Genomic DNA, 25,752 nt, shown 5'->3' on the forward strand with positions numbered 1-25,752 from the left:
CCTCTAGCCGGGCTCGTTGACGGCGAGCCTGGCGAAGCTCTCGAAGAACTGGGCCGAGAGCTGCTTGGCCGTCGGCTCGATGAAACGCTGGGCGAGGCTGGCGATCTTGCCGGTCACCTGGGCATCGACGTCATAGATCAGCTTGGTGCCTTCCGGCACGTCCTCGAGCCTGACATTGGCACCGCCGATGGCGCCGCCCATCATCGACTTGCCCTCGCCCGAGATGCGATAGCCATTGGGCGGGTCGAGGTCGGAGAGCGTCACCGCCCCCTTGAAGCTCGCCTTCACCGGCCCCAGCTTCACCGTCACCTTGGCTTCCATCTCGGTGTCGGATTTCTTCACGATCTCCTCGCAGCCGGGAATGCACTGGCGCAGCAGTTCGGCGTCATTGAGCGCCTCCCACACCTTGATGCGCGGCACGGGGATGATCACCTCGTCCGTAAGCTTCATCTTGTCGTCCTCCCATTTCGGCAGCGATTATGCCGGGATATCGCCACGCTTCCACTGTTCCTTCGTCGCAACCCGGAAGTCCTCGAACCGGCCCTCGGAGATCGCCGCCCGGATACCCTGCATCAGCGACTGGTAATAGGCGATATTGGCCCAGGACAGCAGCATCATGCCCAGCAGCTCGCCCGAGCGGATCAGGTGGTGCAGGTAGGCCCGGGAGTACCTGGACAGCGCCGGGCACGGATGTTCGGGGTCCAGCGGGCGCAGGTCATCGGCGTGCTTCGCATTCCTCAGGTTGATCTTGCCGAAGCGGGTGAAGGCCTGCCCGTGCCGCCCGGACCTCGTGGGCAGCACGCAGTCGAACATGTCGATGCCGCGGGCGACCGACTCCAGAATGTCCTCGGGCGTCCCCACCCCCATCAGGTAGCGCGGCCGGTCCTCCGGCAGGTGCGGAATGGTGTGCTCGATCGCCTGCAGCATCAGCTCATGCCCCTCGCCCACCGCGAGGCCGCCGATGGCATAGCCCTCGAAGCCGATGGACTTGAGCCCCTCGGCACTCTCCTTGCGGAGCTTCGGGTTGATGCCGCCCTGCACGATGCCGAAATTGCCGCGCCCCGGTTGCCGCCCGAAGGCCTTGCGGGAGCGCTCGGCCCAGCGCAGCGACAGCTGCATGGCCTTCTCGGCTTCCTTCTCGGTGTGGGGATACTGGATGCACTGGTCGAGCTGCATCTGGATGTCGGAGCCCAGCAGACGCTGGATCTCCATCGCCCGCTCGGGCGAAAGTTCGTATTTCCGCCCGTCGATGTGGGACTGGAACATCGCCGACTGCTCGGTGATCTTGCGGATCTTGGACAGCGACATGATCTGGAAGCCGCCGGAATCCGTCAGGATCGGCCGCTTCCAGCCGATGAAATGGTGGAGGCCCCCCAGCTTTGCCACCTCCTCCGCCCCGGGCCGCAGCATCAGGTGGTAGGTGTTGCCGAGGATGATGTCCGCCCCCGTGCCCTCGACCTGGTCGAGATAGAGGCCCTTCACCGTGCCCACCGTGCCGACGGGCATGAAGGCCGGGGTGCGGATGTCGCCATGGAGCGTGTGGACGGTGCCGAGACGCGCAGTGCCGTCCGTGCCGTGGAGCGTGAAGCCGAATTCAGGGGTCTTTTCTTGGAGAGTCATGGCGCGGGGAATAGCAGGCTGGAGTCGCCGTAGGAATAGAACCGATAATCATTCGCGATGGCATGGGCATAGGCGGAACGCATGCGCTTGAGGCCGGCGAAGGCCGAGACCAGCATGAAGAGCGTCGACTTGGGCAGGTGGAAATTGGTGACCAGCAGGTCCGTGGCCCGGAACCGGTAGCCCGGCGTGATGAAGATCTCCGTCGTCCCGGAGAAGGGCTCGAGACCGGAACTCTCGAGCAACCGCAGCGAGGTTGTTCCCACCGCCACGATCCGCCCGCCCCTGGCCCGCGCCGCCTTGAGGCGTTCGCAGGTGGCGGCGGTCACTTCGCCCCACTCGGCATGCATCCTGTGGTCCCGGGTGTCCTCCGCCTTGACCGGCAGGAAGGTTCCCGCACCCACATGCAACGTGACGAATTCCTGTGATATTCCAGAAACCTGCAGGCGTTCCATCACCTGGGGCGTGAAGTGCAGTCCAGCCGTTGGGGCGGCAACCGCACCCTCCTTCACGGCATAGATCGTCTGGTAATCCGACCTGTCCTGCGCGTCCGTGCCCCGCTTGCCGGCGATATAGGGCGGAAGCGGCATCTCGCCCACGGCGGCGATGGCCTCGTCCAGCGCGGGGCCGTGGAAATCGAAGGCGAGCGTCACCTCGCCAGCCTCGCCTTTTTCTTCAACCGTTGCATATAAAGTCCCGAGAAGGCATACCTTTCCTTCTGCACCGAAGCGGACGCGATCGCCCTTCTCCAGCTTCTTGGCCGGCTTCACGAAGGCCTTCCAGCGGCTCCCGTCGAGGCGCATGTGCAGCAGCGCCTCGATCTTCGGCGTGGTGCCGAGGCGGCCCATCCGATGGCCTGAGAGCGCCGCCGGGATGACGCGGGTATTGTTGAAGACGAGCACGTCGCCAGCACGGAGGAGATCCGGGAGTTGGCGGAAAATGCGGTCCTCCAGACCATCCGGCCGCACCACCAGCAGCTTCGAGGAGTCGCGCGGGTTGGCTGGCCGCAGCGCGATACGCTCCGGCGGCAGGTCGAAGTCGAAGTCGGAGACGCGCATACTGACCCCAAAAAGAATTCCCCAAAACGTCATCCCGGCGAAAGCCGGGACCCCGCTTTGGGGACCATACATGCGGAAAGCGGGGCCCCGGCTTTCGCCGGGGTGACGGCCTTCAGTGGTTACTTCGCGTCGGCCGCAACCTGCATCTTGGCGATCTTGTCCGGCTCGCGCACGGGTTCGCCGCGCTTGATGCCGTCGACGATGTCCATGCCGTCCGTCACCTTGCCCCACACCGTGTACTGGCGGTCGAGGAAGGTGGCGTCGCCGAAGCAGATGAAGAACTGGCTGTTGGCCGAGTCCGGGTTCTGCGAACGCGCCATGGAGCAGACGCCGCGCACATGCGGCTCCTTGGAGAATTCCTGCTTCAGGTTCGGCTTCTTGGAGCCGCCCATGCCGGCACTGCCGGGGCTGAAGCTGGCGGATGTGGTGTTGCCATACTGCACGTCGCCGCCCTGGGCCATGAAGCCCTCGATGACGCGGTGGAACACGACGCCATCATAGGCGCCCTCACGGGCCAGTTCCTTGATGCGGGCGACGTGGTTCGGCGCCAGGTCCGGACGGAGTTCGATGGTCACGCGGCCCTTGGGCTCGCCCTTGGCGTTGGCCACGTCGAGATAGAGGGTGTTTTCGAGATCGGCCATGTTCTTACTCCACCGTGACCTTGACCATCTTGTCGGGGTTCGCCGGCGGCTCGCCGCGGGCGATCTTGTCGACGCATTCCATGCCCTTGTCGTCCACCTGGCCCCAGACCGTGTACTGGCCGTTGAGGAAGTCGCCCGGCGCGAACATCACGAAGAACTGGCTGTTGCCGGAATTGGGGTCCTGCGAGCGGGCCATGCCCACCGTGCCGCGCTTGAACGGCTCCTGGGTGAATTCGGCCTGGATGTCGGGAAGCTTGGAGCCGCCCATGCCGGTACCCGTCGGGTCGCCCGTCTGGGCCATGAAGCCGTCGATCACGCGGTGGAAGATGATGCCGTTGTAAAAGCCTTCCTTGGCCAGCTGGGTGATCTGCGCCACGTGCTTGGGCGCGAGGTCCGGCCTGAGCGTGATGTCGAAGGAGCAGCCCTTGCTGGTCTCGATCTTGAGCTTCTCCGCGGCCAGTGCCGGGGTGGCGATGAGGCCCGCCGCCAGTGCGGCCAGTGCCAGTTTCCTGATCATGGTATCTCCCATTGTTATCGGTGCCGTTCCTGAGGGGACAGGAACAAAATGTCAATGCGAAGGCTTCAGCGCTGCCGTCTTCAGGGCGGCCGCCATGACCGCCTGCGCCTCCTTCGGGATGAACAGGGTGATGTCACCCCCCATGCGGGCAATCTGCTTTACCAGCGAGGAGGCAATCATCCGGGTCGCCGGAGAGGCGGCGAGGAACACGGTCTCGATGTCGGGCGCCATGGCCCCGTTCATCTGGCCCATCTGAACCTCATAGTCGAAGTCGGTTGCATCCCTCAGGCCCCGGATGATGACGCCCGCATGGGCCTTGCGCGCGGCATCCACCGCCAGCCCGTCGAAGGTGGTGACCGAAATCTTGACGCCCGTATGTTCGGCAATGGGTTGCGTCACCTGCTCCAGCAGCGCGATGCGGGTCTCGGCGTCGATGAACGCCTGCTTGCCATGGTGCACGCCCACACCCAGCACCAGCCTGTCGACCAACCGCGCCGCCCGCGCAATGATGTCGAGGTGGCCATAGGTGACGGGGTCGAAGGAGCCTGGGTAGAAGCCGGTGCGCGCCATCTCAGCGTCCTCTCAATGCCATCCAGATGCCGCCGCCCATCAGGAAGCAGCCGCTGACGATTTCCAGCGCCCTGATGCGCGAGCGTGACAGGAAGCTCCCCGCCTTGCCCGCCATCAGCGCATACATCACGTCACCGAAGCCGGCGATCACCATGAAGGTGGCGCCGAGCAGCAGGATCTGCTGCATGGCATTCGCCTCAGGGCTGATGAAGGGCGGGATCAGCGCGCCGAACAGCACCAGCATCTTGGGGTTGGACATGATGACCACGAAACCCTGCAGGAAGAAGCTGCCATTGGGCCTTGCCCGGTCCACCGCCACGGCGAGATCGCCATTGGAGCGGAACAGCTTGATCGCCAGCCACATGAGATAGAGCGCACCCGCCCAGCGCAGCACGTCGAACCACACGCCCATCACCTTGATGGCAGCACCCAGCCCAAGTGCTGCAATGGCCAGCCAGATCACGAAGCCGGCCTGCGTGCCCGCCACGTTCATGAGCCCCGCCCGGTGGCCATAGCGCAGGCTGTTGGCGATGATGACCGTGACCGTGGGTCCCGGAACGAAGGCCAGCGCCGCCGCGGCGGCAGTGAAGGCGAGGTAGGATTCGAGCGTCATGGTGGAGTCTCCTGAAGGAAACTAGCCATGGATGGCGACCAGAGGCAAGGTTTCACAAATACCCGTCATCCCGGCGAAAGCGGGGACCCAGCTTTGGTTCAGCACGCGAGGGAAAGGAAGCGGTGTCCCGGCTTTCGCCGGGAGACGGCTCAGGACATTCAGCCCTCGCCTTCCTCGCCGTCCTCCTCGGTGATGTGCTCGACCGAGACCACATGCTCGTCATCGGCCGCATTGATGACGATGACGCCTTGCGTGGAGCGGCCTGCCTTGCGGATGCCGTTCACGGGCGTGCGGATCAGCTGCCCGCCATCGGTCACCAGCATGATCTGGTCGGCCTCTTCCACGGGGAAGCTCGCCACCAGCGGGCCGTTGCGCTCGTTCACCGCCATGGCAACGATGCCTTTGCCGCCACGGCCGGTGATGCGGTACTCGTAGGACGAGGTGCGCTTGCCATAGCCATTTGCGGAGACCGTCAGGATCACCTGCTCGGCGGCACCCATTTCTGCATAGCGCTCCTGGCTCAGCGTGAATTCGGAGGAGCCCTCCTCGTCACTGCCATTGGCCTCCTGCTCTTCACCGGCCACCGCACGCGACAGCTTGATGAAGGCCGTCCGCTCATCCGACGACGCATCGACATGGCGCAGGATCGACATGGAGATGAGGTGATCGTCATTCTCGAGACGGATGCCGCGCACGCCCGTCGAGTCACGGCCCTTGAACACGCGGACCTCGTCCACGGCGAAGCGGATGCACTGGCCCTGCGCGGTGGTCAGCAGCACGTCGTCCTTCTCGGTGCAGATCTCGACGCCGGCGATCATGTCGCCCGCGTCGAGCTTCATGGCGATCTTGCCCGCCCGGTTGATCTGCTCGAAGTCCGAGATCTCGTTGCGCCTGACGGTGCCGGAGCGCGTGGCGAACATCAGGAACTGGCCCTCGGCCTCCGCCGCCGTTTCCGGCATGGGCAGGATGGTGGTGATGCGCTCGTCCTGCTCCAGCGGCAGGAGGTTGATCAGCGCCTTGCCGCGCGACTGCGGCGTTCCCAGCGGCAGGCGCCAGACCTTGAGGCGATAGACCATGCCGGCAGACGAGAAGAACAGGATCGGCGTATGGGTCGAGGCGACGAAGAGCTTCGTCACGAAATCCTCTTCGCGGGTCCCGCCGGCGCCACGGCCCTTGCCTCCGCGCCGCTGCGCGCGATAGGTCGAGAGCGGCACGCGCTTGACGTAGCCTGCATGGCTCACCGTCACCACCATGTCCTCGCGCTGGATCAGGTCCTCGTCCTCGACCTCGCCCTCGTTTTCGACGATCTCGGTACGACGAGGTGTTGCGAACTCGTCGCGGATCGCCGTCAGCTCGTCCTTGATGATGCCCAGCACGCGGGCGCGCGAACGCAGGATCTCGAGATAGTCCTTGATCTCCTCGGCGAGCTTCTGCAGTTCCTCGGCGATCTCGTCGCGGCCAAGTGCCGTGAGGCGCTGCAGGCGCAGGTCGAGGATGGCGCGGGCCTGCTCGTCGGAGAGGCGATAGGTGCCCTCCTCCGTCAGCGTGTGGCGCGGGTCGGCGATGAGCGCGATGAGCGGCGCCATGTCCTTGGCCGGCCAGTCGCGCGCCATCAGGGCCTCGCGCGCTTCGCCTGCGTCCTTCGAGGTGCGGATGAGGCGGATCACCTCGTCGATGTTGGCCACCGCAATGGCGAGGCCCACCAACACATGTGCCCTGTCGCGCGCCTTGTTGAGCAGGAACTTGGTGCGGCGGGTGACCACTTCCTCGCGGAAGGACACGAAGGCCTGCAGCAGGTCCTTCAGGTTCATCAGCTCGGGGCGCCCGCCGGTCAGGCAGACGTTGTTGATGCCGAAGGTCGATTGCAGCGGCGTGAAGCGATAGAGCTGGTTCAGCACGATCTCGGCCATCGCATCGCGCTTCAGCTCGATGACGACGCGCATGCCCTGCCGGTCGGACTCGTCGCGGATGTCGGAAATGCCCTCGAGCTTCTTCTCGCGCACGAGCTCCGCGATGCGCTCGATCATCAGCGCCTTGTTCACCTGGTACGGAATCTCGGTGACGATCAGCGCCTCGCGCTCCTTGCGGATCTCCTCCACTTCGACGCGCGCACGCATCACCACCGAGCCACGGCCCGTATGGAAGGCCGACTTGATGCCCATGCGGCCGAGGATCAGGCCACCCGTCGGGAAGTCGGGACCCGGGATGATGTTGATGAGGTCGTCGATGCTTATCCCCGGATCGTTGATCACCGCAATGCAGGCGTCAATCACTTCGCCGAGGTTATGCGGCGCCATGTTGGTGGCCATGCCCACCGCGATGCCGCCCGAACCATTGACCAGCAGATTGGGGAAGCGCGCCGGCAGCACCGTCGGTTCGCGCTCGGAATTGTCGTAGTTGGGCTGGAACTCAACCGTGTCCTTGTCGATGTCCTCGAGCAGCGCGTGCGCCACCTTCGCCATGCGGGACTCGGTATAGCGCATGGCCGCCGGCGGATCGCCGTCGACAGAGCCGAAATTGCCCTGGCCGTCGATCAGCGGAAGGCGGAGCGAGAAGTCCTGCGCCATGCGCACCAGCGCGTCGTAGATCGACTGGTCGCCGTGCGGGTGATACTTACCGATGACGTCGCCGACGATGCGAGCGGATTTCCGGTAGGCCTTGTTCCAGTCATAGCCATTCTCGTTCATCGAGAACAGGATGCGCCGATGCACGGGCTTCAGCCCGTCGCGCACGTCGGGAAGCGCGCGGCTGACGATAACGCTCATCGCGTAATCGAGATAGCTCTTGCGCATCTCCTCTTCGATGGAGATGGGGGCGATCTCGGAAGGATTGGAGGGCGGCGTCGCGCCCTTCTGGTCGTCGTTGTCGGCCACGGAAAACCTGTAAGCTAGCCCCGGAAAATGGGTCCAAACCGAGGCGATCCGGCCATCGATTCGGGAGTCCTCACAATCTAGGTCGTGAGGCCCTCCGGCACAATGAAAAGCTGTTGATTTTCGGGCCTAAATTCCGATTTCAGGCGGTCCGGGGAAAGCCCCTTTCCTGCCCCTCGGGAAAGCCCTCAGAACGGCACTTCGTCGTCGAGGTCACGCGCCGGAATCGTGGCCCGGCCACCCGCACCGCCGCGCGGACGGTCCATCGGGCTCGACTGGCCGAATTCGTCGCCACCGCCGCCCATGCCGCCGCCACCCATGCCACCGCCGTCACCACGGCCGCCCAGCATGGTCAGCTCGCCGCGATAGTTCTGCAGCACCACTTCGGTGGAGAACTTCTCGACGCCGTCCTTGTCGGTGTACTTGCGCGTCTGCAACTGGCCCTCGACATAGATGGTCGAGCCCTTCTTGAGATATTGCTCAGCCACCTTGGCCAGCGCCTCGTTGAAGATCACCACGCGGTGCCACTCGGTCTTCTCCTTGCGCTCGCCGGTGTTGCGGTCACGCCAGGTCTCCGAGGTGGCGAGCGACAGGTTGACGATGGGCTTGCCATCCTGGGTGTGGCGCACTTCCGGGTCGCGGCCCAGATTGCCCACGAGAATGACCTTGTTCACCGATCCTGCCATGACACCACTCCTTGATTTCCGGGCACCCTAGTCAAAGGCGGGTCACTGCACAGCAGCGCTCGGCGCCTTATCCACACTGCATCTATAGTTCTCTTTTTGTTCCAACGCAAGCGGCCTAGCGTGATGCGATCGATGGAGGTTGACATGATCCGCACGCTCGAGACCGACAAGGCCCCGAAACCCCTCTCCGCCTATGCGCAGGGGATCGAGATCCCGCCCGGGCACCGGGTGGTGCACGTGTCGGGACAGGTTGGGGTGACGCTGGACGGCCAGATTCCGGCGGACCCGGCCCGCCAGCATGAGCTGGCCTGGGAGAATGCGCTTGCCGTGCTGGCGGCCGCCGGCATGGACCACACCCACATCGTGGATGCGCACTGCTACATCACCGAGCGGTCCCATCTCGGCATCTACCGCGCCACGCGCGACCGGTTCCTGAAAGGCCACAGGCCCGCCGCGACGCTTCTCATCGTGGCAGGCCTGGCTGACGAACGGCTGGTGGTCGAAGTCGACCTGGTGGCTGCGGCTGGGGCAGCGGGCCCGGCCACATGAGGCCGAGCCGTCGAAACGGGTTAACGGCGCTTGAGCAGACCGAACAGCGGGTGACGACGGGCATGGGCGCGCTCCTTCGCAGGCGCAGCATGATGCTCAGCGTCTTTCGACTGCATCATGGCAGTCTGATAAACGTTTGAATAAGTGTCCAAAATCCAGTTCATGATATTTCTCCTTGGCCCTTAAATCGGCTTCTCTTGAACGTCCCCAATATGGTTCTTTCGCTCTTGCAACACAAACGGCATTAATCTACGCTACCTGTAACAAAAACTCACAGGTGAGCCTCTGGGACGCCGTCTGCCATCGCTGAATGCCCTCAAGGCCTTCGAAGCTGCCGCCCGGCTCGAAAGCTTCACGGATGCGGCTGCCGAGCTCTTCGTCACCCATGCCGCGATCAGCCGCCATGTGCGCGATCTCGAGGACTGGCTGGGCACCCCTCTCTTCCTGCGCACCGGCCGGGGCGTCGAACTGACCGATGCCGGCCGCCGCTTCGCGCTGCGTTTGACGCCCCTCTTCGACCAGCTGGCGGATGCCACCCGCGAGGCCGCGGCGGTGGGCGACGTGCGCCAGCTGAAAGTGTCTGTCGAACCCTCCATCGCCTCGCGCTGGCTGGTGCCCCGCCTCGGCCGCTTCAACGAGCTGCACCCGGACATCGAGCTCTCGATCGACCCCACCAGCAAGCTTGCCGACTTCCGCTCCGGCGAGGCCGATGTCGGCATCCGCTATGGCGCGGGGCAGTGGGACGACGTCGAGGCGCAGAAGCTGACCGATGCGATGATCTTCCCCGTCTGCGCGCCGAAGCTGCTCCGGGAGCGGAGCGATCTGAAGCCCGCCGATCTCGCCGACTTCAACCTGCTCCATGAATCGCGGAAGCAGTGGTGGGCCGACTGGCTCGCCGCTGCCGGAGTATCAGGCGTGGAGGACTGGCGTGGCACGCTGTTCCAGAACCATCTCGCCATCGAGGCGGCGGAGGCCGGCCAGGGCTTCGCCCTCACTGACCAGGTTCTGGCGACCGACTCGATCCTCGAGGGCTGGCTGGTCAGGCCCTTCAGTTTCGACATGAAGGACCACTGGCATTACTGGATCGTGCGCGGCAAGGGCCAGAAGGAGACGGTTCCGGTCCGGGCCTTCCGCGAATGGATGATGGGCGAGATCGCGGATACCAACAGGAAATTCGCGCAACTCGCCGGCCAGAAGCCGCCAGCCGTTGCAGGAAAGGCCGCGACGGCCTAGCGTCCGCCGCGTCCACATCCGGAATCGAGATCCATGGCCCGCGCGAAATATGACTGCCTGAAGTGCCCCGGTTACTGCTGCTCCTACCCCGTCATCGAAGTGAAGGACAAGGATGCCGAGCGCATCGCCAAGCATTTCGGCCTGAGCCTGAAGGACGCCGAGAAGAAGTTCTTCAAGTCGGCGCATGGCTACAAGCGCGTGATGCGCCGCCAGAAGGACGAGCATTTCGGCAAGATCTGCCAGTTCTTCGACACCACCGAACGCCGCTGCACCATCTATGCCGCGCGCCCCTCCACCTGCCGCATCTTCCCGGGTGAAGGCCACTGCGGCTATTATGACTTCCTGAAGTTCGAGCGTGCGGGCCAGGAGGACGAGACCTACATCTCGACCACCAATCACTCCGGCAACTGACGTTTCGCCAGGAGCTCGAAGCGCCAGGCCAGCAGCGTGCCGGTGAAGGCAAGGCCGATGGCCACGCCGCCCCACAGTCCGATGGCGCCCCAGCCGAAATGGAAGCCGAACAGGTAGCCGCTGCCCAGCCCGATCAGCCAGTAGCCGATGCCGGCGATGATCAGCGGCACCACCGCATCCTTGAGGCCGCGCAGCGCGTGCGATGCGATGGCCTGCAGCCCGTCGAACACCTGGAACACCGCTGCGATCAGCAGCAGAGACGCCACGAGGCCGCCGATCTGCGCAAAATTCGGGTCAGAGGGGTCGAGGAAGATGTGACTGATCAGGCCGGGTGCGAAGACCGGGATGACCACCAGCAGCAGCGGCACGCCGACGCCGACCAGCATGCCGAGATTCCCCGCCTGCCGCGCCGCCGCCGGGTCCCGCGCCCCGACGAAATAGGCGACGCGCACCATGGCGCCCTCGGAAATGCCCAGCGAAATGACGAAGGGAATGGCGATCCAGCCCATCACCATCTGGTAGGCGGCGAGTTCCACCGTCCCGAGAATGCCTGACAGCAGCGACGTCGTGGCGAAGAGCCCCGACTCCATCGCAACGATGCCCGCCACCGGAAGCCCCAGCTTGACCAGCGGCCCATAGGCGCGCGGCCCCCCGATTGTGCCGGGATGCAGCGGCAGGCGGCGCTGCCGGATGAGGAAGAAGGTATAGACCGCCAGGCACAGGAACTTGAACCACATGGAAACGGCCCAGGCGATGCCTGCCCCGGCAATGCCCAGCTTGGCGAAGCCGAAGCTGCCGTGCACCAGCCCCTGCATGAGGAAATAGTTGAGGATGACCGTCACCACCGTCACCGCTAGCACGAAGCCGGTCTTCATCATCGCCGCGGCGAAGCTCCTGAGCACGCCAAACCACACGATGGGCAGCATGGCGAAGGCAAAGCCCGTGTAATAGGGCCCGGCGAGTGCGATCACCTGCGGCTGCTGGCCCAGTGCCTTCAGCACATGGCCGAGGTTCAGCACGATGACCGTGACGACGAGGCCAAGGAGGCCCGCCAGGATCATGCCGCGGATCAGCTCCGGCACGATCCGTTCGCGGTTCAGGGCACCGCGCGCCTCCGAGACGAGAACACCCACGACGGAAAAGAACCCCATCAGGATGATGCACATCTGGTAGGAGAGATCGGTCGAGATGCCGGCGGCTGCGAGGTCGATCGCACCAAGCCTGCCCACCACCATCTTGGCGGTGATGATCATCATCACGTCGGCGAGATAGGCGAAGATCAGCGGCAAGGCGATGGTGATCAACGCCTTGATTTCAAGCAGGCGGGGTGGCTTCACGATTCGAATCCTGACGTCACGACAGGCTTAGCTGTTGCCCCCTTGTCAGGCAACTCCGCTTTCCTGCTGCACATGGCGGGTGATCTCCGCCAGGAAGACCTCGGCAAATTGCTGCAGTTTCGACTCGCCCACGCCGTGCACTTCGCCGAAGTCCCAGCGCGTCAGCGGCCGCTTCGCCGCCATGTCGATCAGCGTGCGGTCGGTGAACACCACATAGGCCGGCACCTTGCGCTCCTTGGCGAGCTTGGCACGCAGCGACTTCAGCCGCTGCAGCAGCGCGTCGGAGACACCGCCCTCCTCCACGGCCGCCACCAGCTTGCGCGCCCGTTCGGCCTTGCGCGACGTGCGCACCGGGTCCTGCCGGTAGCGGAAACTGCCGTCGCCCCGCGCCAGCGCGTGGCCCTTGGGCGAGATCGACAGGCCGCCATAGCCCGCCACATCGATGGCGAGATAGCCGCCGCCCACCAACTGCCGGATCATCGACTGCCAGTGCTGCCGCCCCTGCGCCTTGCCGATGCCGAAGACGGGAAGCTCTGTGTGACGCAGTGTATCGCCCTTCTCGTTGCTTTTCCCCGCCAGCACATCCGCCACATGCGCCGCCCCGAAGCGCTGCCCGGTGGTCTTCACCGCCTCCAGCACCCACTGCGCCTCCGCCGTACCGTCCACCAGATGAACGGGATCGAGGCAGACGTCACAGTTTCCGCAGGGTGGCGACTCCTCGCCGAAATAGAACAGCAGGTTCTGCCGCCGGCACTCCGGTGCCTCGCAATAGGCGACCAGCGCATCGAGCCTCTTGTGCTCGCGCCGCCGCCGTTCGTCGCCGCCCTCCTCCTGGTCGATGAACCGGCGCCGCAGCTGAATGTCGCCCAGGCCATAGACCATCTTCACATCGGCCGGACTGCCGTCGCGCCCCGCGCGCCCGATCTCCTGATAGTAGGCATCCAATGAGGACGGCAGGTCAGCATGGAACACGAAGCGCACGTCCGGCTTGTCGATCCCCATGCCAAAGGCGATGGTGGCGCAGACGATGACACCCTTCTCCGTCATGAACAGGCTCTGCGCCTCCGCCCGGTCCTCCGCACTCATGCCTGCGTGGTAGGCAATGGCGCGGAAGCCCTTGGAGACGAGGAAGGCCGCCCATTCCTCCGTCGACTTGCGCGACAGCGCATAGACGATGCCGGACTGCCCGGCCCGGCCGTCGAGGAAATCGATCAGCTGCTGCTTGGCATTGTCCTTGGGCGAAACCGCGAGCTGCAGGTTCGGCCGGTCGAAACCCGCGACATAGACCTCCGCATCCCCGCCGAAGATCTTCCCCACGATGTCCCGCCTGGTCGCCTCGTCCGCCGTCGCCGTGAAGGCGCCGATCGGAACGCCGGGGAAGGACTGCCGCAGCGTCTGCAGCATGTCGTATTCCGGCCGGAAGGCCGGCCCCCATTGCGAGATGCAATGCGCCTCGTCGATGGCGATCAGCTGCACGTTCAGCCGTGCCAGTGCCCCCACCATGCGCTCGGTCATCAGCCGCTCGGGCGAGAGATAGAGCAGCCTCACCTCGCCCGCCGCCACCCGCCGCCAGATGGCGACGTTCTCCTCCCGGTCCTGCGCCGAGTTGATGCTCTCCGCCGCAACGCCAGCCAGCTTCAGCGCCGCCACCTGGTCCTGCATCAGCGCGACGAGCGGCGACACCACGATGGCCAGCCCGCCCCGCGCCAGCGCCGGCACCTGGTAGCACAGCGACTTCCCCGACCCCGTCGGCATCACCGCCAGCACGTTCCGCCCCGCGAGCAAGGTGGTGACGATCCCTTCCTGGCCGGGCCGGAAAGTCTCGTAACCGAAGGTCTTGCGGAGGATGTCGTGCGGGCTCACGGGCCGAGGTCTAGCCGCTCCGCCGCGATTCGGGTGCCGCTTATCGATTTCCTCCCCGGGCATGACAGCCCTGCCCCTGCGGCGCTTGGGGAACACGCCCCGCGCCACCACCTAAGCCATCTGTGGATAACCAGAACTCTACCGGTGCAACCCGCGTATCATGTCACGAGGGTGGAGCATCCTTGCGGATGTTCTCTTTTTGATCTAGTCGAGATGCCATGCCAGAGCAAAAGAAAGTCCTGTCCATCCAGGGTGCGCGCGAGCACAACCTGAAGAATGTCTCGCTGGAGCTTCCGCGCGACAAGCTGATCGTGTTCACGGGGCTTTCGGGCTCCGGCAAGTCCTCGCTCGCCTTCGACACGATCTATGCCGAGGGCCAGCGGCGCTATGTCGAGTCGCTCTCTGCCTATGCCCGGCAGTTCCTCGAGATGATGCAGAAGCCGGACGTCGACCAGATCGACGGCCTGTCGCCCGCCATCTCGATCGAGCAGAAGACGACGAGCCGCAACCCGCGCTCGACCGTCGGCACCGTCACCGAGATCTACGACTACATGCGCCTGCTCTTCGCGAGGATCGGCGTGGCCTATTCGCCGGCCACCGGCCTTCCCATCGAGAGCCAGACGGTGACCCAGATGGTCGACCGCGTGATGGCGCTGGAGGAAGGAACCCGCCTCTATCTCCTCGCCCCCATCGTGCGCGGCCGCAAGGGCGAGTACCGCAAGGAACTGGCCGAGCTGCAGAAGAAGGGCTTCACCCGTGTGAAGGTCGACGGCCAGTTCCACGAGATCGACAGCGTTCCGGCCCTCGACAAGAAGTTCAAGCACGACATCGACGTGGTGGTGGACCGCCTCGTGGTGCGCGGCGACATCGCCACCCGCCTTGCCGACAGTTTCGAGACCGCGCTGAAGCTGGCCGACGGCTTGGCCGTCGCCGAATTCGCCGACAAGCCGCTCCCCGCGTCGGCCACGTCCGAGGAAGGTGCGAACAAGTCGAAGAACGAGACGCATGAGCGCCTCCTGTTCTCGGAGCGCTTCGCCTGCCCCGTCTCCGGCTTCACCATCGACGAGATCGAGCCGCGGCTCTTCTCCTTCAACAACCCCTATGGCGCCTGCCCCAAATGCGACGGGCTCGGCACCGAGCTTCATTTCGAGCCGGAGCTCGTGGTGCCCGACGCCTCGCTCTCGATGAAGGAGGGCGCGATCCTGCCTTGGGCGCGCACCGGCAATACCTCGCCCTATTACAACCAGACGCTCGAAGCCCTGGCCAAGCACTACAAGGTGTCGATGAACACGCCGTGGAAGGACATTCCGAAGAAGGCGCGCGAGGCGATCCTGTTCGGCACGGGCGAGGACGAGGTCACCATCACCTATGACGACGGCATCCGCGCCTACAAGACCAAGAAGCCCTTCGAGGGCGTGATCGGCAACATCGAGCGGCGCTGGCGCGAGACCGATTCCGAGTGGATGCGGGAGGAACTCTCCAAGTACCAGTCGGACCATCCCTGCTCCGAATGCAACGGCTTCCGCCTGAAGCCGCAGGCGCTGGCCGTGAAGGTCGACCGCAAGCACATCGGCGAAATCTCCGCCATGTCGATCCGCGAAGCCAATGAGTGGTTCGCGAGCCTCCCGAAGAAGCTCAAGGCCAAGGACCAGGAAATCGCCTCGCGCATCCTGAAGGAAATCCGCGACCGGCTGAAGTTCCTCGTCGACGTGGGGCTGGACTATCTCAACCTCTCGCGCACCTCCGGCACGCTGTCGGGCGGCGAGAGCCAGCGCATCCGGCTCGCCTCGCAGATCGGCTCGGGCCTCACCGGCGTTCTCTACGTGCTGGACGAGCCCTCCATCGGCCTGCACCAGCGCGACAACGCGCGGCTCCTCGAAACCCTCGTCCACCTGCGCGACCTCGGCAACACGGTGATCGTCGTCGAGCATGACGAGGATGCGATCCGGCTCGCGGACTATGTGGTCGACATCGGCCCCGGTGCGGGCGTCCATGGCGGCCAGATCATCGCGCAGGGCACGCCCGCCGAGATCATGGCGAATCCCAAGTCGCTCACCGGGCAATATCTCACCGGCCAGCAGGCCGTGCCGCTGCCCGGCATCCGCCGCAAGTGGGACAAGGGCCGTTCGATCCGCGTCAAGGGTGCCCGCGCCAACAACCTCAAGAACGTCTCGGCAGAAATTCCGCTGGGCGTCTTCACCTGCGTCACCGGTGTCTCGGGTGGCGGCAAGTCGACGCTGCTGATCGACACCGTCTACAAGGCCGCGGCGCGCAAGCTCATGGGCACGCGCGAGGCGCCGGCCGAGCATGACCGGGTCGAGGGCCTCGAACTCCTCGACAAGATCATCGACATCGACCAGAGCCCCATCGGCCGCACGCCGCGCTCCAACCCCGCCACCTATACCGGCGCCTTCACCCCGATCCGCGACTGGTTCGCAGGCCTCCCTGAGGCCAAGGCCCGCGGCTACGAGCCGGGGCGCTTCTCCTTCAACGTCAAGGGTGGGCGCTGCGAGACCTGCCAGGGTGACGGCGTCATCAAGATCGAGATGCACTTCCTGCCGGACGTCTATGTGACCTGCGACGCCTGCCACGGCCACCGCTACAATCGCGAGACGCTGGAGATCAGGTTCAAGGACAAGTCGATCGCCGACGTCCTCGAGATGACCGTCTCGGAAGCCGCCGACTTCTTCCGCGCCGTGCCGAGCGTGCGCGACAAGATGGAGACGCTGGAGCGCGTGGGGCTCGGTTACATCAAGGTCGGCCAGCAGGCCACCACGCTCTCGGGCGGCGAGGCGCAGCGCGTGAAGCTCGCCAAGGAACTCTCCCGCAGAGCCACCGGCCGCACGCTGTACCTGCTCGATGAGCCGACCACGGGCCTGCACTTCCACGACGTGAAGAAGCTGCTCGAGGTGCTGCACGAGCTGGTCGACCAGGGCAACTCGGTCGTTGTCATCGAGCACAATCTCGAGGTCATCAAGACCGCCGACTGGATCATCGACCTGGGGCCCGAGGGCGGCGACGGCGGCGGCGAGATCGTGGTGGCGGGAACGCCCGAGGACGTGGTGCGCGAGAAGCGCAGCTACACCGGCCACTTTCTGAAAGACGTGCTGAAGCGCGGCAAGAGGCAGGCGGCGGAGTAGTGTTCCTCTACTTCGCCTATGGCTCCAACATGTCCAGGCGCCAGATGCGCGCGCGCTGCCCGGACCATGAGTGCCTCGGCAAGGCGGTGCTGAAGGACCACGCTTTGTGTTTTCCGCGCCATTCCACATATCGGAACTGCGGCGTCGCAGGTCTCGTGGAACAACCAGGCGCAGAGGTATGGGGTGTCGTCTACCGCCTGCACGACCGCGACCTCGCCGCGCTCGACAGGCGCGAAGGCTATGACCCCGCCATGCCCGCTGACGCGAACCGCTACAACCGGCAGGCCGTCCGTGTGCTGATGGACGGCAACGAACTGGACTGCCTCACCTATTTCGCCCGGCCGGAGCCGGGTGAGCATATTCCGAGTGTCGCGTATCTCGCGACTATCCTCGAAGGCGCGGAGGAGAATGGGCTGCCGGCGGACTATGTGGCGGGGCTCAAGGTGGTCCGCGTCCTCTAGGGCCGCGGTCAACCACTCCGCACGACATCCCCCTAACACCGTCATCCCGGCGAAGGCCGGGATCCAGCTTTCCTTCAGCCTGTCCATTGCCGAAAGCGTCACCCCGGCCCTCGCCCGGGTGACGGCACTTTTCTTGACCTGCTTCGCAATCGATTTTGTAACGATTGTTTTCCTGTTACAGGACCACCCCGGTCGCCCCCTAGCGGCCCCCTTCCTAAAGCCAGCCCAAGCCCTCCGCAGGGGCTCTCGCGGCCGTCCCCAAAGCTGGAACCCGGCCTTCGCCGGGATGACGGCTCCTGGTGAGGGTCCGGCACCCCCGGGCATGACCCCATGTCCCGAGCCCCTTGAGATCATCCGCGTTCACCTGCATGACCCGTGTTCAGCGCAATTCTTGCCGGAAGGCCCTGACATGCGGAACACCGTCTGGTCACGCCTGGTGCCGGAGCTGGTCGTCAGCGACATCACGGCCAGTCTCCGTTTCTACACGGGGATCATCGGCTTCCGCACAGCCTATGACCGGCCCGAGGACGGCTTTGCCTATCTCGACCTGGACGGCGCGCAGCTGATGCTCGAACAGACGGATGAGCCCTGGCTGACGGGCCCGATGGAGCGGCCCTTCGGCCGTGGCATCAACCTGCAGATCGAGGTGGCGGCGATCGCGCCGCTGCTGCAGCGGCTGGCGGATCACGGCTGGCCCCTGTTCCGCGCAGCCCGGGACGACTGGTATCGCTGCGGTGGCGTGCTTGCCGGAAACCGGCAGTTCATGGTGCAATGCCCCGACGGCTACCTGCTGCGTTTCTTCGAAGACCTCGGGGAGCGGCCCCTCGGCTAGATCAGCTGCCAGCGCCCCACCCTCGCCTGCGCCCCTCATGACCCCGGAACGTAGGGAACATCGAACTCCGCCGACCGCGCGGCAGCGGAGGTTCTGCCCGTGATCGAGATCGAATTGCCCGACGGGTCCTTGGCATTGGCATAGACATAGCCGATGCCGTCATGAAGGGCACCGAACACCAGTCCTCGTTTCTTGGCAGCGCGCGCAAAGGCGTGGACATCATCCACGTCGAAGTTCAGCTTGACCAGGACCTGCCCCATCTTCTGGCCCTTGCTCGCAGAATGCAGGTAAATGGCGGTGCCCGCGCCGGGCGGCCGGAGCTCGACGATGCGATCCCCCGGCCGCTGAAAGGCCGAGTAGCCGAAGTGGTGGCTGTAGAAGGCCACCATCTCGGGGATGCGCCGCGTGTAGATCGTGACACTGGTGAACAGAGGCATCATGACCGAAACTCCTGTCTGAGGACTGATGGAGCGTGTCGGCACTTGATTTTTATATCAAGGATTTTGTTCTGTACCCGGCGCGACCTGACGCTGGCGAGAACCTAGCCCCGCTCCTTCCGCAGCTTCGCCCAGTACTCCAGCCGCCGCCTCACCTCGCGCTCGAAGCCGCGTTCCACCGGGGCGTAATAGGTTTCCCGCCCCAGCCCGTCGGGGAAATAGTTCTGGCCGGAGAAGGCATCGGGCTGGTCATGGTCGTAGCGGTAGCCTGCCCCGTATTCCTGCTGCTTCATCAGCTTGGTCGGCGCGTTGAGGATGATCTTGGGCGGCATGAGGGAGCCCGTCTGCTTCGCCCGCTCCGTCGCCGCCTTGTAGGCCGTGTAGACGGCATTCGACTTCGGCGCGGTCGCCACATAGACGACCGCCTGCGCAATCGCCAATTCACCTTCCGGGCTGCCGAGGAAGTCATAGGTGTCCTTGGCCGCCAGCGCCTGGTGCACGGCTTCGGGGTCGGCGAGCCCCACGTCCTCGATCGCCATGCGCACCACGCGGCGGATGATGAACAGCGGGTCCTCCCCCGCGGTGAGCATGCGCGCAAGGTAATACAAGGCCGCATCGGGGTCAGAGCCGCGCACCGACTTGTGCAGCGCCGAGACGAGGTTGTAGTGCCCGTCCGCCGCCTTGTCGTAGAGCGGCATGCGCTTCTGGACGGTGCGGGCCAGCGTCTCGGGCGTCAGTGGTGCCGCGCCCTCAGGCACGGCGGCGAAGACCTCCTCCAGCATGTTGAGGAAATAGCGCCCGTCGCCATCGGCCATGCCGATCATCGCTTCGCGAGCCGCGGCATCAGCGGGCATCGGGCGGCGCTCGAACATTTCGGCGCGGCGGATGAGCGCGTTCAGCGCATCGGCGTCGAGCCGGTTCAGCACCAGCACCTGGGCGCGGGAGAGGAGCGCGCCGTTCAGCTCGAAACTCGGGTTCTCCGTCGTGGCGCCCACCAGGATGATGGTGCCGTCCTCGACGTAGGGCAGGAAGGAATCCTGCTGGGACTTGTTGAAGCGGTGGATCTCGTCCACGAAGAGGAGCGTGCCCCGCCCCTGCTCGCGCCGGATGCGGGCCTGCTCGAACACCTTCTTGAGATCCGCGACACCCGAGAAGATCGCCGAGATCTGCTCGAAGGCGAGACCCGTCTCGCCCGCCAGCAGCCGCGCGATGGTGGTCTTGCCGGTGCCGGGCGGACCCCACAGGATGATCGACGGGATGCGGCCCGCCGCCAGCATCCGGGTGATCACGCCATCGGCGCCGACGAGGTGGTCCTGCCCCACGACATCCGCCAGCTTCTGCGGGCGCAGCCGGTCCGCCAGCGGGCGGGGTGCGTCCTTGCCGAAGCCGGCGGAGTCGAAGAGGCTGACCATCAGCCGCCGATGGCCAGCTTCAGCACCCGGCCGCCGCGGTTGATGGCGATGCGCCACAGGTTGCGCTCGTCGGCCAGCGAGGCGTTCAGCGCATCGACGCTGTCCACCTTCTCGCCATTCACCTCCAGCACCACGTCGCCCGGCTTGAAGAAGCGCAGCGCCGGGGGCTTCTCGACCTTGTAGATCACCACACCCTCGGCCTCGGCAGGAAGGCCCAGCTCATCGGCCACGGCGGGCGACAGGTTGGCGGCGGTGGCGCCCGCAAAGGGATTGGCACCCTTGATCGCGGTGTTGTCGCGGTCCACGGTTTCCGGCGCGGCGATCATCGTCACCTGGGTTTCCTTGCGGTCGCCCTTGCGCTGGTACTCGACGATGATGGTGGCGCCGATGGGCGTGGTGGCGGAGCGGTAGCCCAGCTCCTGCGCCGTCTCGACCGGCTTTCCTTCCAGCGCCAGCACGATGTCGCCCCGCTTCAGGCCGGCCTTGGCCAGCGGGCTTTCGGGGTGCAGGCTGATGATCAGCGCGCCCTCGGGCCTCGCCATGCCGAGCGAGGTGGCGATGTCGGGCGAAACATCCTGCAGCTCGGCGCCGAGCCAGGGGCGCCTGATGGCCGCTCCGCCGTTCTCCGCCGTGGCCACCACGGTCTTCACCATGTTGGTTGGAATGGCGAAGCCGATGCCGATCGAGCCGCCGGACCGCGAGAAGATGGCGGTGTTGATGCCCACGAGCTCGCCCTTCATGTTGACCAGCGCGCCGCCCGAGTTGCCGGGATTGATGGCGGCGTCGGTCTGGATGAAGAACTGGTAGTCGCTCACCCCCACCCGCGTGCGGGCCAGCGCCGAGATGATGCCGCTGGTGACAGTCTGGCCCACGCCGAAGGGATTGCCGATGGCGAGCACCAGGTCACCCACTTCCAGCGCGTCGGAATCGGCCAGGGTCAGGGCCGGCAGCTGCTCGTCCGGAACCTCGATCTTCAGCACAGCAAGGTCGGTGCGCTCGTCGGCGATCAGCACCTTGGCCTCGAACTCGCGCTTGTCGGCCAGCGCCACCTTGATGTCGGTGGCATTGGCGATGACGTGGTTGTTGGTGACGATCAGGCCATTCGCGTCGACGATCACGCCGGAGCCCAGCGAGCTGGCAACCCGCTCGCGCGGGCGGCCGAAGCTGCCGCCATCGCCGAAGAAGCGGCGGAAGAACGGATCCTGCATGAAGCCGTTGCTGGTCTGGTCTTCCACCAGCTTGCGCTGGGAATAGACGTTGACCACGGCGGGCGCCGTGGCCTTCACCACCGGCGCGAAGCTCATCTGCACGGCGTCCGCCGAGGCGGGCACGGCCTTGCTGTCCGCCTGGGCGAGGGGCGTGCCCAGGAACAGCAGGAGGGCGGAAAGAATGGCGGGAACGAAACGCATGTGACTCCTTATGGCGCGCTTTTCGGCGCCTTATCTGCGATCAAGCTTTGTCGACAAAATGACCGAGGTCTCGATCCGCGTGATGCCGGGGATCTGGCCGATCTCGTCGATCAGCCGGTCCATGGCCTCGGAAGACCCGGTCTTGACCTGGGCGATCAGGTCGAATTTTCCGCTCACCGTGTGCAGTGTCTCGAGCTGCGGGAACCTGGCAAGCTGGCGGCCCACCTCGATCTGGCGGCGCGGCTCCACCGAAAAGGTGACGAAGGCCCGCATGCCGCCCTGGTCGAGCTCGCGCGACAGGCGGATCGAATAGGCGGCGATGACGCCTGTCTCCTCCAGCCGCTTCAGCCGGTCCTGCACCGTGGTGCGCGACAGGCCCAGCTTGCGGGCGAGCGAGGCCACCGGCTCGCGCGAATCCACCTTCAGGAGGGCAATCAGCTCCTCATCCTTGGGGGTGATTTGTACCATCGGCGATCTGCGGCCCGCTTCCGTCGGAATGACGACTCATCCGTCATAATTCAGCACAACGCCGTGTGTAAACCAACAGCACCGGACGTTATGTGTCGCCTTCACCTTTTCCCCTGCTCTTTCGGAGGTTTCGATGGCCAAGACGGCTCTGAACGCTGCCCTGAACGTGGTGTCCGACCCTTACTATGCCGATGCCCTGGCCGTCGCGGACGTCATGCAACCGGAAGAGGCAGTGTTCTGCTTCAGTGCCGAGCGCCTGAAGGCACGACTTGGCCTGTTCACGGCCGGCTTCCCCGGCACCGTCAGCTTTGCCGTCAAGTCCAACCCCTCGCGCGAGGTGGTGAGCAGCCTCGCGGAGGCCGGCCTCACGCACTGGGACGTCGCCTCGGTGCAGGAGATGGCGCTGGTCCATTCGATCCAGCCCTCGGCGCATTTCCACTATCACAACCCGGTCAAGTCCCGGCGCGAGATCCTCAACGCCTACAACAAGTATGGCTGCCGCCGCTTCGCGGTGGACGCGCGCGAGGAAGTGGCCAAGATCGCCGCCATCGTGGGGGATGACCATTCCGTCGAGCTGGCGGTGCGCTTCGTGCTGCCGCGCGACCGCGCCACCTCGGCGCATGATTTCTCCACCAAGTTCGGCGCGCCCGAGCACATCGCGGTCGAACTGCTGCAGGACATCCAGCGCCGCGGCTATGTTCCCGTCATGACCTTCCACCCGGGCTCGCAGTCACGCGACCCGAATGTCTATGTCCGCCACATCGAGGCGGCGCACCGCATTGCCAAGCAGGCCGGCGTGCACATCGGCAAGCTCAATGTCGGCGGCGGCTTCCCGGCCAGCTATCCGCTCAGCAAGCCGGCACCGCTGGAAAGCTTCTTCACCCTCATCGCCGAGGCCACCACGCGCTATTTCGGCAAGGGCACCGAGCCCGAACTCGAATGCGAGCCTGGCCGCGGCCTCGTCGCCAACTGCATGTCGCTCCTCACCCGCATCAAGCTCGTCTGCTCGGACGGTGACGACATCTTCCTCAATGATGGCATCTATGGCGGCCTCATGGAATTCATGCAGGCGCCGGAACTGCAGCCGCCCTACCGGGTGCTCCGAGATGGCCAGGTGATGGAGGGCCCGACCAAGCCGTGGAAGGTCTTCGGCCCGACCTGCGACCCCCTCGACGTGCTGCCCACCAAGCTCGACCTGCCCATCGACCTCCGCGACGAGGACTACGTGGAGTTCGGCACGCTCGGCGCCTATGGCATCGCAACGGCCACCCTGTTCAACGGCTATGGCGATCATGCCGTGATCCCGGTGGGGGATGTCTTCAACGGCTGACGCTGCAACCAGCAGGCAAGAGACGGACAGGCCGGTCGTATCGACCGGCCTTTTTCGTTCGGGCTCCTGCTCATGCCTCGATGCAAACCATTTCTCCTCCATTTCACGAGTCAATCATACAGCCCGGATAACCAAATGACGTGACTAAAAGGTTTTCATATTCATTGTTTGTTTATTTCTACTACATGGACTTGCTGATTTATGTATTCTTCCCTCATCGCTCACGGCTTCGCCCTTGAGCACATGCCGAGAGCAACTGTTTTTGGTTCTTGTAGGGGGTTATCATCATGTCTGTTCGTCACCTGAAGAGGACATTGGCGCTTCTGGGCACGGCCGCCGTCCTTCCGCCGCTTGCCGCCGCCGCGCCACAGGCCGCCGACGATTTCAAGGCGCTGCGGCTGTCATCCGACAATCTCGCTGGCGCGCGCGCCGTGGTGGCGCTGGGCCGAAACCTGCCCGCCGTCGCGAAATACTACGGCAAGACCACGGCCCAGCTGCGCCGCCTGCTGCTGAACGACAAGACGCTGAAGGTGGCGCGCAACGGCCGCCTGTTCTATGAGGAAGAGGCCGCGCAGGTACCGCGCAGGGCATCGGCGGACGATGCCATTCTGACCGGTGCATTGCTGCCGCTCGACCAGACCTTTGCGCTGCACAGCAGGCCGGAGGCCAAGCGCTACATCATCCTCAACTTCCAGGGCAGCACCATCACCGGCACCTACTGGAACACCTATCTGCGCCGCAGCTCCTTCGTCGCCACGCCCTTCAACCTTGACGGCAATGCCAGCACCTTCAGCGATGCCGAGCGCATCGCCATCCAGCAGATCTGGCAGCGGGTGGCCGAGGATTACGCGCCCTTCGACGTCGATGTCACCACCGACATCAGCATTGCCAGGACCGCGCCCGCCGGAAGCTATGCCACGGCGGTGATCACCCGCCAGGCGGATTTCTTCAGCTCGGCACCGGGCGTCGCCTTCGTGAGCACCTTCGGCAACAACATCTACGAGCCCGCCTTCGTGGCCTATGACACGCTGTACAAGAACGCCAAATACATCGCAGAGGCAGTGTCGCACGAGATCGGCCATCGCCTGGGCCTCGATCATGACGGCACGACGAGCACCGCCTATTACGCCGGCCACGGCAGCGCGCCCATGAAGTGGGCGCCCATCATGGGCAACAGCTACACGGCCAACGTCTCGCAGTTCAGCAAGGGCGAGTACCGCAGCGCCAACAACACCCAGGACGACTACGCCATCATGAGCCGCTACCTGCCGCTGCGCGCCGACAGTGCGGGTGATACAGCTGCAGAGGCTGCGGCCTTCCCGGCGAGCATTGCCAACGGCCAGGCGAGCGGCAGTGTGAATGGAACGATCGAGCGGCAGGGTGAGGTGGATCTCCATGCCATAGCCGCGGCGGCCGGTACGCTCACCGCCGCCGTCACTCCCTCCGCCCTTGGGCCCAATGCCGATCTCACCCTCGCGCTGGTGAATGACGCCGGCACGGTCATCGCCAGCAACCCTCCCGGCAGCACGCTCAATGCTTCGATCACGGCCACCATTCCCCGCGCCGGCACCTACTACCTCCGGGTGGGAGCAACCGGATTCGGCGCCAATCCCAGCACGGGCTTTTCGGATTATGGCAGCCGCGGCCTCTATCGCCTGACGGCCTCCTACCCCGCCGCAGCGCAGACGCTGCCCGTGGCGGCCATCACCGCCACCCCGGCCATGGGCGTGGCACCTCTCACCGTGTCCTTCACCGGTCGCGGCACGGGTGGCAGCGGGCGCATCACCGGCTATGCCTGGACGCTGGGCAACGGCACCAGCGCCAGCACCGCCAGCCCGCGGGTGACCTATACGGCGGCGGGCACCTATACGGCCCAGCTCAAGGTCACCGACAGCGCAGGCTTCAGCGGTGCAGTGACCAAGCAGGTGGTCGTGGGCGAGGCCTTCACCGCGTCGACGCTCACGATCCAGCGCACCGTCAACCCTGATGGCTCGTTCCTGGCAGCCGTGAACGTCAACAATTTTGCCAGCCTCGCCGGCACCCGCCTCGTGCCAACTACGGTCTATGGCACGTGGAGCGGCGCGGTGCAGGGCACATCCAAGTCGTCCGGCTTCACGCGCAGCGGCACCAATCTCTATTCACCCACCACACGCAATGCCAACGCCTGCTTCACCTTCACGCTGGACCGCATCGACACCACCGGCGGCAAGATGTGGTTCACCCCGTCGCCGCGCAGCGTGACTGCCTGCCCGCAACAGGCCGCACGCTGACCATCTCCCCCGAAACAGCAGGACGGCC

Annotated in this window: 24 protein-coding genes; 8 read left to right on the plus strand and 16 right to left on the minus strand. The window is 65.1% G+C overall.

Annotated elements, in window-relative coordinates; all coding sequences use genetic code 11:
• Positions 1-3: 3 nt before the first annotated feature.
• The 9 genes from DK847_RS11340 to DK847_RS11380 form a co-directional block, all read right to left on the minus strand.
• Positions 4-450, minus strand: a complete 447-nt coding sequence (locus DK847_RS11340; RefSeq protein ID WP_111198609.1) for an SRPBCC family protein — start codon at positions 448-450, stop codon at positions 4-6.
• Between the two features lie 27 nt (positions 451-477).
• Positions 478-1,620, minus strand: coding sequence for a tRNA guanosine(34) transglycosylase Tgt (gene tgt / locus DK847_RS11345; RefSeq protein WP_111198610.1), 1,143 nt, complete (start codon positions 1,618-1,620; stop codon positions 478-480).
• A complete protein-coding gene (gene queA, locus DK847_RS11350) occupies positions 1,617-2,675 on the minus strand; it encodes a tRNA preQ1(34) S-adenosylmethionine ribosyltransferase-isomerase QueA (RefSeq protein ID WP_111198611.1) in 1,059 nt (352 codons plus the stop codon). Before queA ends, tgt begins: the two co-directional genes overlap by 4 nt.
• A 119-nt stretch (positions 2,676-2,794) precedes the next feature.
• A complete protein-coding gene (locus DK847_RS11355) occupies positions 2,795-3,316 on the minus strand; it encodes a peptidylprolyl isomerase (RefSeq protein ID WP_111198612.1) in 522 nt (173 codons plus the stop codon).
• 4 nt (positions 3,317-3,320) lie between these two features.
• Entirely contained in the window at positions 3,321-3,833 is a 513-nt protein-coding gene (locus DK847_RS11360) for a peptidylprolyl isomerase (RefSeq protein ID WP_111198685.1), read from the minus strand.
• Positions 3,834-3,884: 51 nt separating this feature from the next.
• Positions 3,885-4,403, minus strand: coding sequence for a pantetheine-phosphate adenylyltransferase (gene coaD / locus DK847_RS11365; protein ID WP_111198613.1), 519 nt, complete (start codon positions 4,401-4,403; stop codon positions 3,885-3,887).
• A gap of 1 nt (position 4,404) precedes the next feature.
• The gene (locus DK847_RS11370) at positions 4,405-5,016 is read right to left on the minus strand and encodes a LysE family translocator (protein ID WP_111198614.1); all 612 of its coding nucleotides are present in this window, start codon (positions 5,014-5,016) and stop codon (positions 4,405-4,407) included.
• 158 nt (positions 5,017-5,174) lie between these two features.
• Positions 5,175-7,889 (minus strand): DNA gyrase subunit A, encoded by a 2,715-nt coding sequence (gene gyrA, locus DK847_RS11375; protein WP_111198615.1) that lies wholly within the window; start codon positions 7,887-7,889, stop codon positions 5,175-5,177.
• 185 nt (positions 7,890-8,074) lie between these two features.
• Positions 8,075-8,572 (minus strand): single-stranded DNA-binding protein, encoded by a 498-nt coding sequence (locus DK847_RS11380; protein WP_111198616.1) that lies wholly within the window; start codon positions 8,570-8,572, stop codon positions 8,075-8,077.
• Between the two features lie 144 nt (positions 8,573-8,716).
• On the opposite strand from DK847_RS11380, the gene DK847_RS11385 reads away from it, so the two are divergent.
• A complete protein-coding gene (locus tag DK847_RS11385; protein WP_161957243.1) occupies positions 8,717-9,121 on the plus strand; it encodes a RidA family protein in 405 nt (134 codons plus the stop codon).
• A gap of 20 nt (positions 9,122-9,141) precedes the next feature.
• On the opposite strand, the gene DK847_RS20615 is transcribed toward DK847_RS11385, so the two are convergent.
• Entirely contained in the window at positions 9,142-9,285 is a 144-nt protein-coding gene (locus DK847_RS20615) for a hypothetical protein (RefSeq protein ID WP_161957244.1), read from the minus strand.
• Between the two features lie 142 nt (positions 9,286-9,427).
• Between DK847_RS20615 and gcvA the strand changes: the two genes are divergently transcribed.
• Together gcvA and DK847_RS11395 are read left to right on the plus strand one after the other, a co-directional pair.
• A complete protein-coding gene (gene gcvA / locus DK847_RS11390; protein WP_245414591.1) occupies positions 9,428-10,354 on the plus strand; it encodes a transcriptional regulator GcvA in 927 nt (308 codons plus the stop codon).
• 33 nt (positions 10,355-10,387) lie between these two features.
• Complete coding sequence (locus DK847_RS11395; RefSeq protein WP_111198619.1) at positions 10,388-10,765, plus strand: YkgJ family cysteine cluster protein; 378 nt, start codon at positions 10,388-10,390, stop codon at positions 10,763-10,765.
• On the opposite strand, the gene DK847_RS11400 is transcribed toward DK847_RS11395, so the two are convergent.
• Together DK847_RS11400 and recQ are read right to left on the minus strand one after the other, a co-directional pair.
• Positions 10,750-12,102, minus strand: coding sequence for an MATE family efflux transporter (locus tag DK847_RS11400; protein WP_146256105.1), 1,353 nt, complete (start codon positions 12,100-12,102; stop codon positions 10,750-10,752). The genes DK847_RS11395 and DK847_RS11400 overlap by 16 nt on opposite strands.
• A 45-nt stretch (positions 12,103-12,147) precedes the next feature.
• Complete coding sequence (gene recQ / locus DK847_RS11405; RefSeq protein ID WP_245414588.1) at positions 12,148-13,965, minus strand: DNA helicase RecQ; 1,818 nt, start codon at positions 13,963-13,965, stop codon at positions 12,148-12,150.
• A 218-nt stretch (positions 13,966-14,183) separates the two neighbouring features.
• Here recQ and uvrA point away from each other — a divergent pair, with 218 nt between their 5' ends.
• From uvrA to DK847_RS11420, 3 genes are all read left to right on the plus strand, one after another.
• Positions 14,184-17,105, plus strand: a complete 2,922-nt coding sequence (gene uvrA / locus DK847_RS11410; protein WP_111198622.1) for an excinuclease ABC subunit UvrA — start codon at positions 14,184-14,186, stop codon at positions 17,103-17,105.
• Positions 17,105-17,566 (plus strand): gamma-glutamylcyclotransferase family protein, encoded by a 462-nt coding sequence (locus tag DK847_RS11415; RefSeq protein ID WP_111198623.1) that lies wholly within the window; start codon positions 17,105-17,107, stop codon positions 17,564-17,566. The genes uvrA and DK847_RS11415 overlap by 1 nt, the downstream gene beginning before the upstream one ends.
• Before the next feature lie 409 nt (positions 17,567-17,975).
• Positions 17,976-18,398: a bleomycin resistance protein gene (locus tag DK847_RS11420; RefSeq protein ID WP_111198624.1), complete on the plus strand. Its 423-nt coding sequence runs from the start codon at positions 17,976-17,978 to the stop codon at positions 18,396-18,398.
• Between the two features lie 35 nt (positions 18,399-18,433).
• On the opposite strand, the gene DK847_RS11425 is transcribed toward DK847_RS11420, so the two are convergent.
• The 4 genes from DK847_RS11425 to DK847_RS11440 form a co-directional block, all read right to left on the minus strand.
• The gene (locus DK847_RS11425) at positions 18,434-18,838 is read right to left on the minus strand and encodes a VOC family protein (protein ID WP_425358690.1); all 405 of its coding nucleotides are present in this window, start codon (positions 18,836-18,838) and stop codon (positions 18,434-18,436) included.
• Positions 18,839-18,939: 101 nt separating this feature from the next.
• A complete protein-coding gene (locus DK847_RS11430) occupies positions 18,940-20,247 on the minus strand; it encodes a replication-associated recombination protein A (protein WP_111198625.1) in 1,308 nt (435 codons plus the stop codon).
• Positions 20,247-21,656, minus strand: a complete 1,410-nt coding sequence (locus DK847_RS11435; RefSeq protein WP_111198626.1) for a DegQ family serine endoprotease — start codon at positions 21,654-21,656, stop codon at positions 20,247-20,249. The genes DK847_RS11430 and DK847_RS11435 overlap by 1 nt, the downstream gene beginning before the upstream one ends.
• A 30-nt stretch (positions 21,657-21,686) precedes the next feature.
• Entirely contained in the window at positions 21,687-22,124 is a 438-nt protein-coding gene (locus DK847_RS11440) for an Lrp/AsnC family transcriptional regulator (RefSeq protein ID WP_111198627.1), read from the minus strand.
• Between the two features lie 133 nt (positions 22,125-22,257).
• On the opposite strand from DK847_RS11440, the gene DK847_RS11445 reads away from it, so the two are divergent.
• Both DK847_RS11445 and DK847_RS11450 read left to right on the plus strand, forming a co-directional pair.
• Entirely contained in the window at positions 22,258-23,454 is a 1,197-nt protein-coding gene (locus DK847_RS11445) for a type III PLP-dependent enzyme domain-containing protein (RefSeq protein ID WP_111198628.1), read from the plus strand.
• A 287-nt stretch (positions 23,455-23,741) separates the two neighbouring features.
• Entirely contained in the window at positions 23,742-25,724 is a 1,983-nt protein-coding gene (locus DK847_RS11450) for a PKD domain-containing protein (protein ID WP_111198629.1), read from the plus strand.
• Positions 25,725-25,752 lie beyond the last annotated feature (28 nt).

The organism is Aestuariivirga litoralis (genome assembly GCF_003234965.1).
Taxonomy (GTDB): Bacteria; Pseudomonadota; Alphaproteobacteria; order Rhizobiales; family Aestuariivirgaceae; genus Aestuariivirga; species Aestuariivirga litoralis.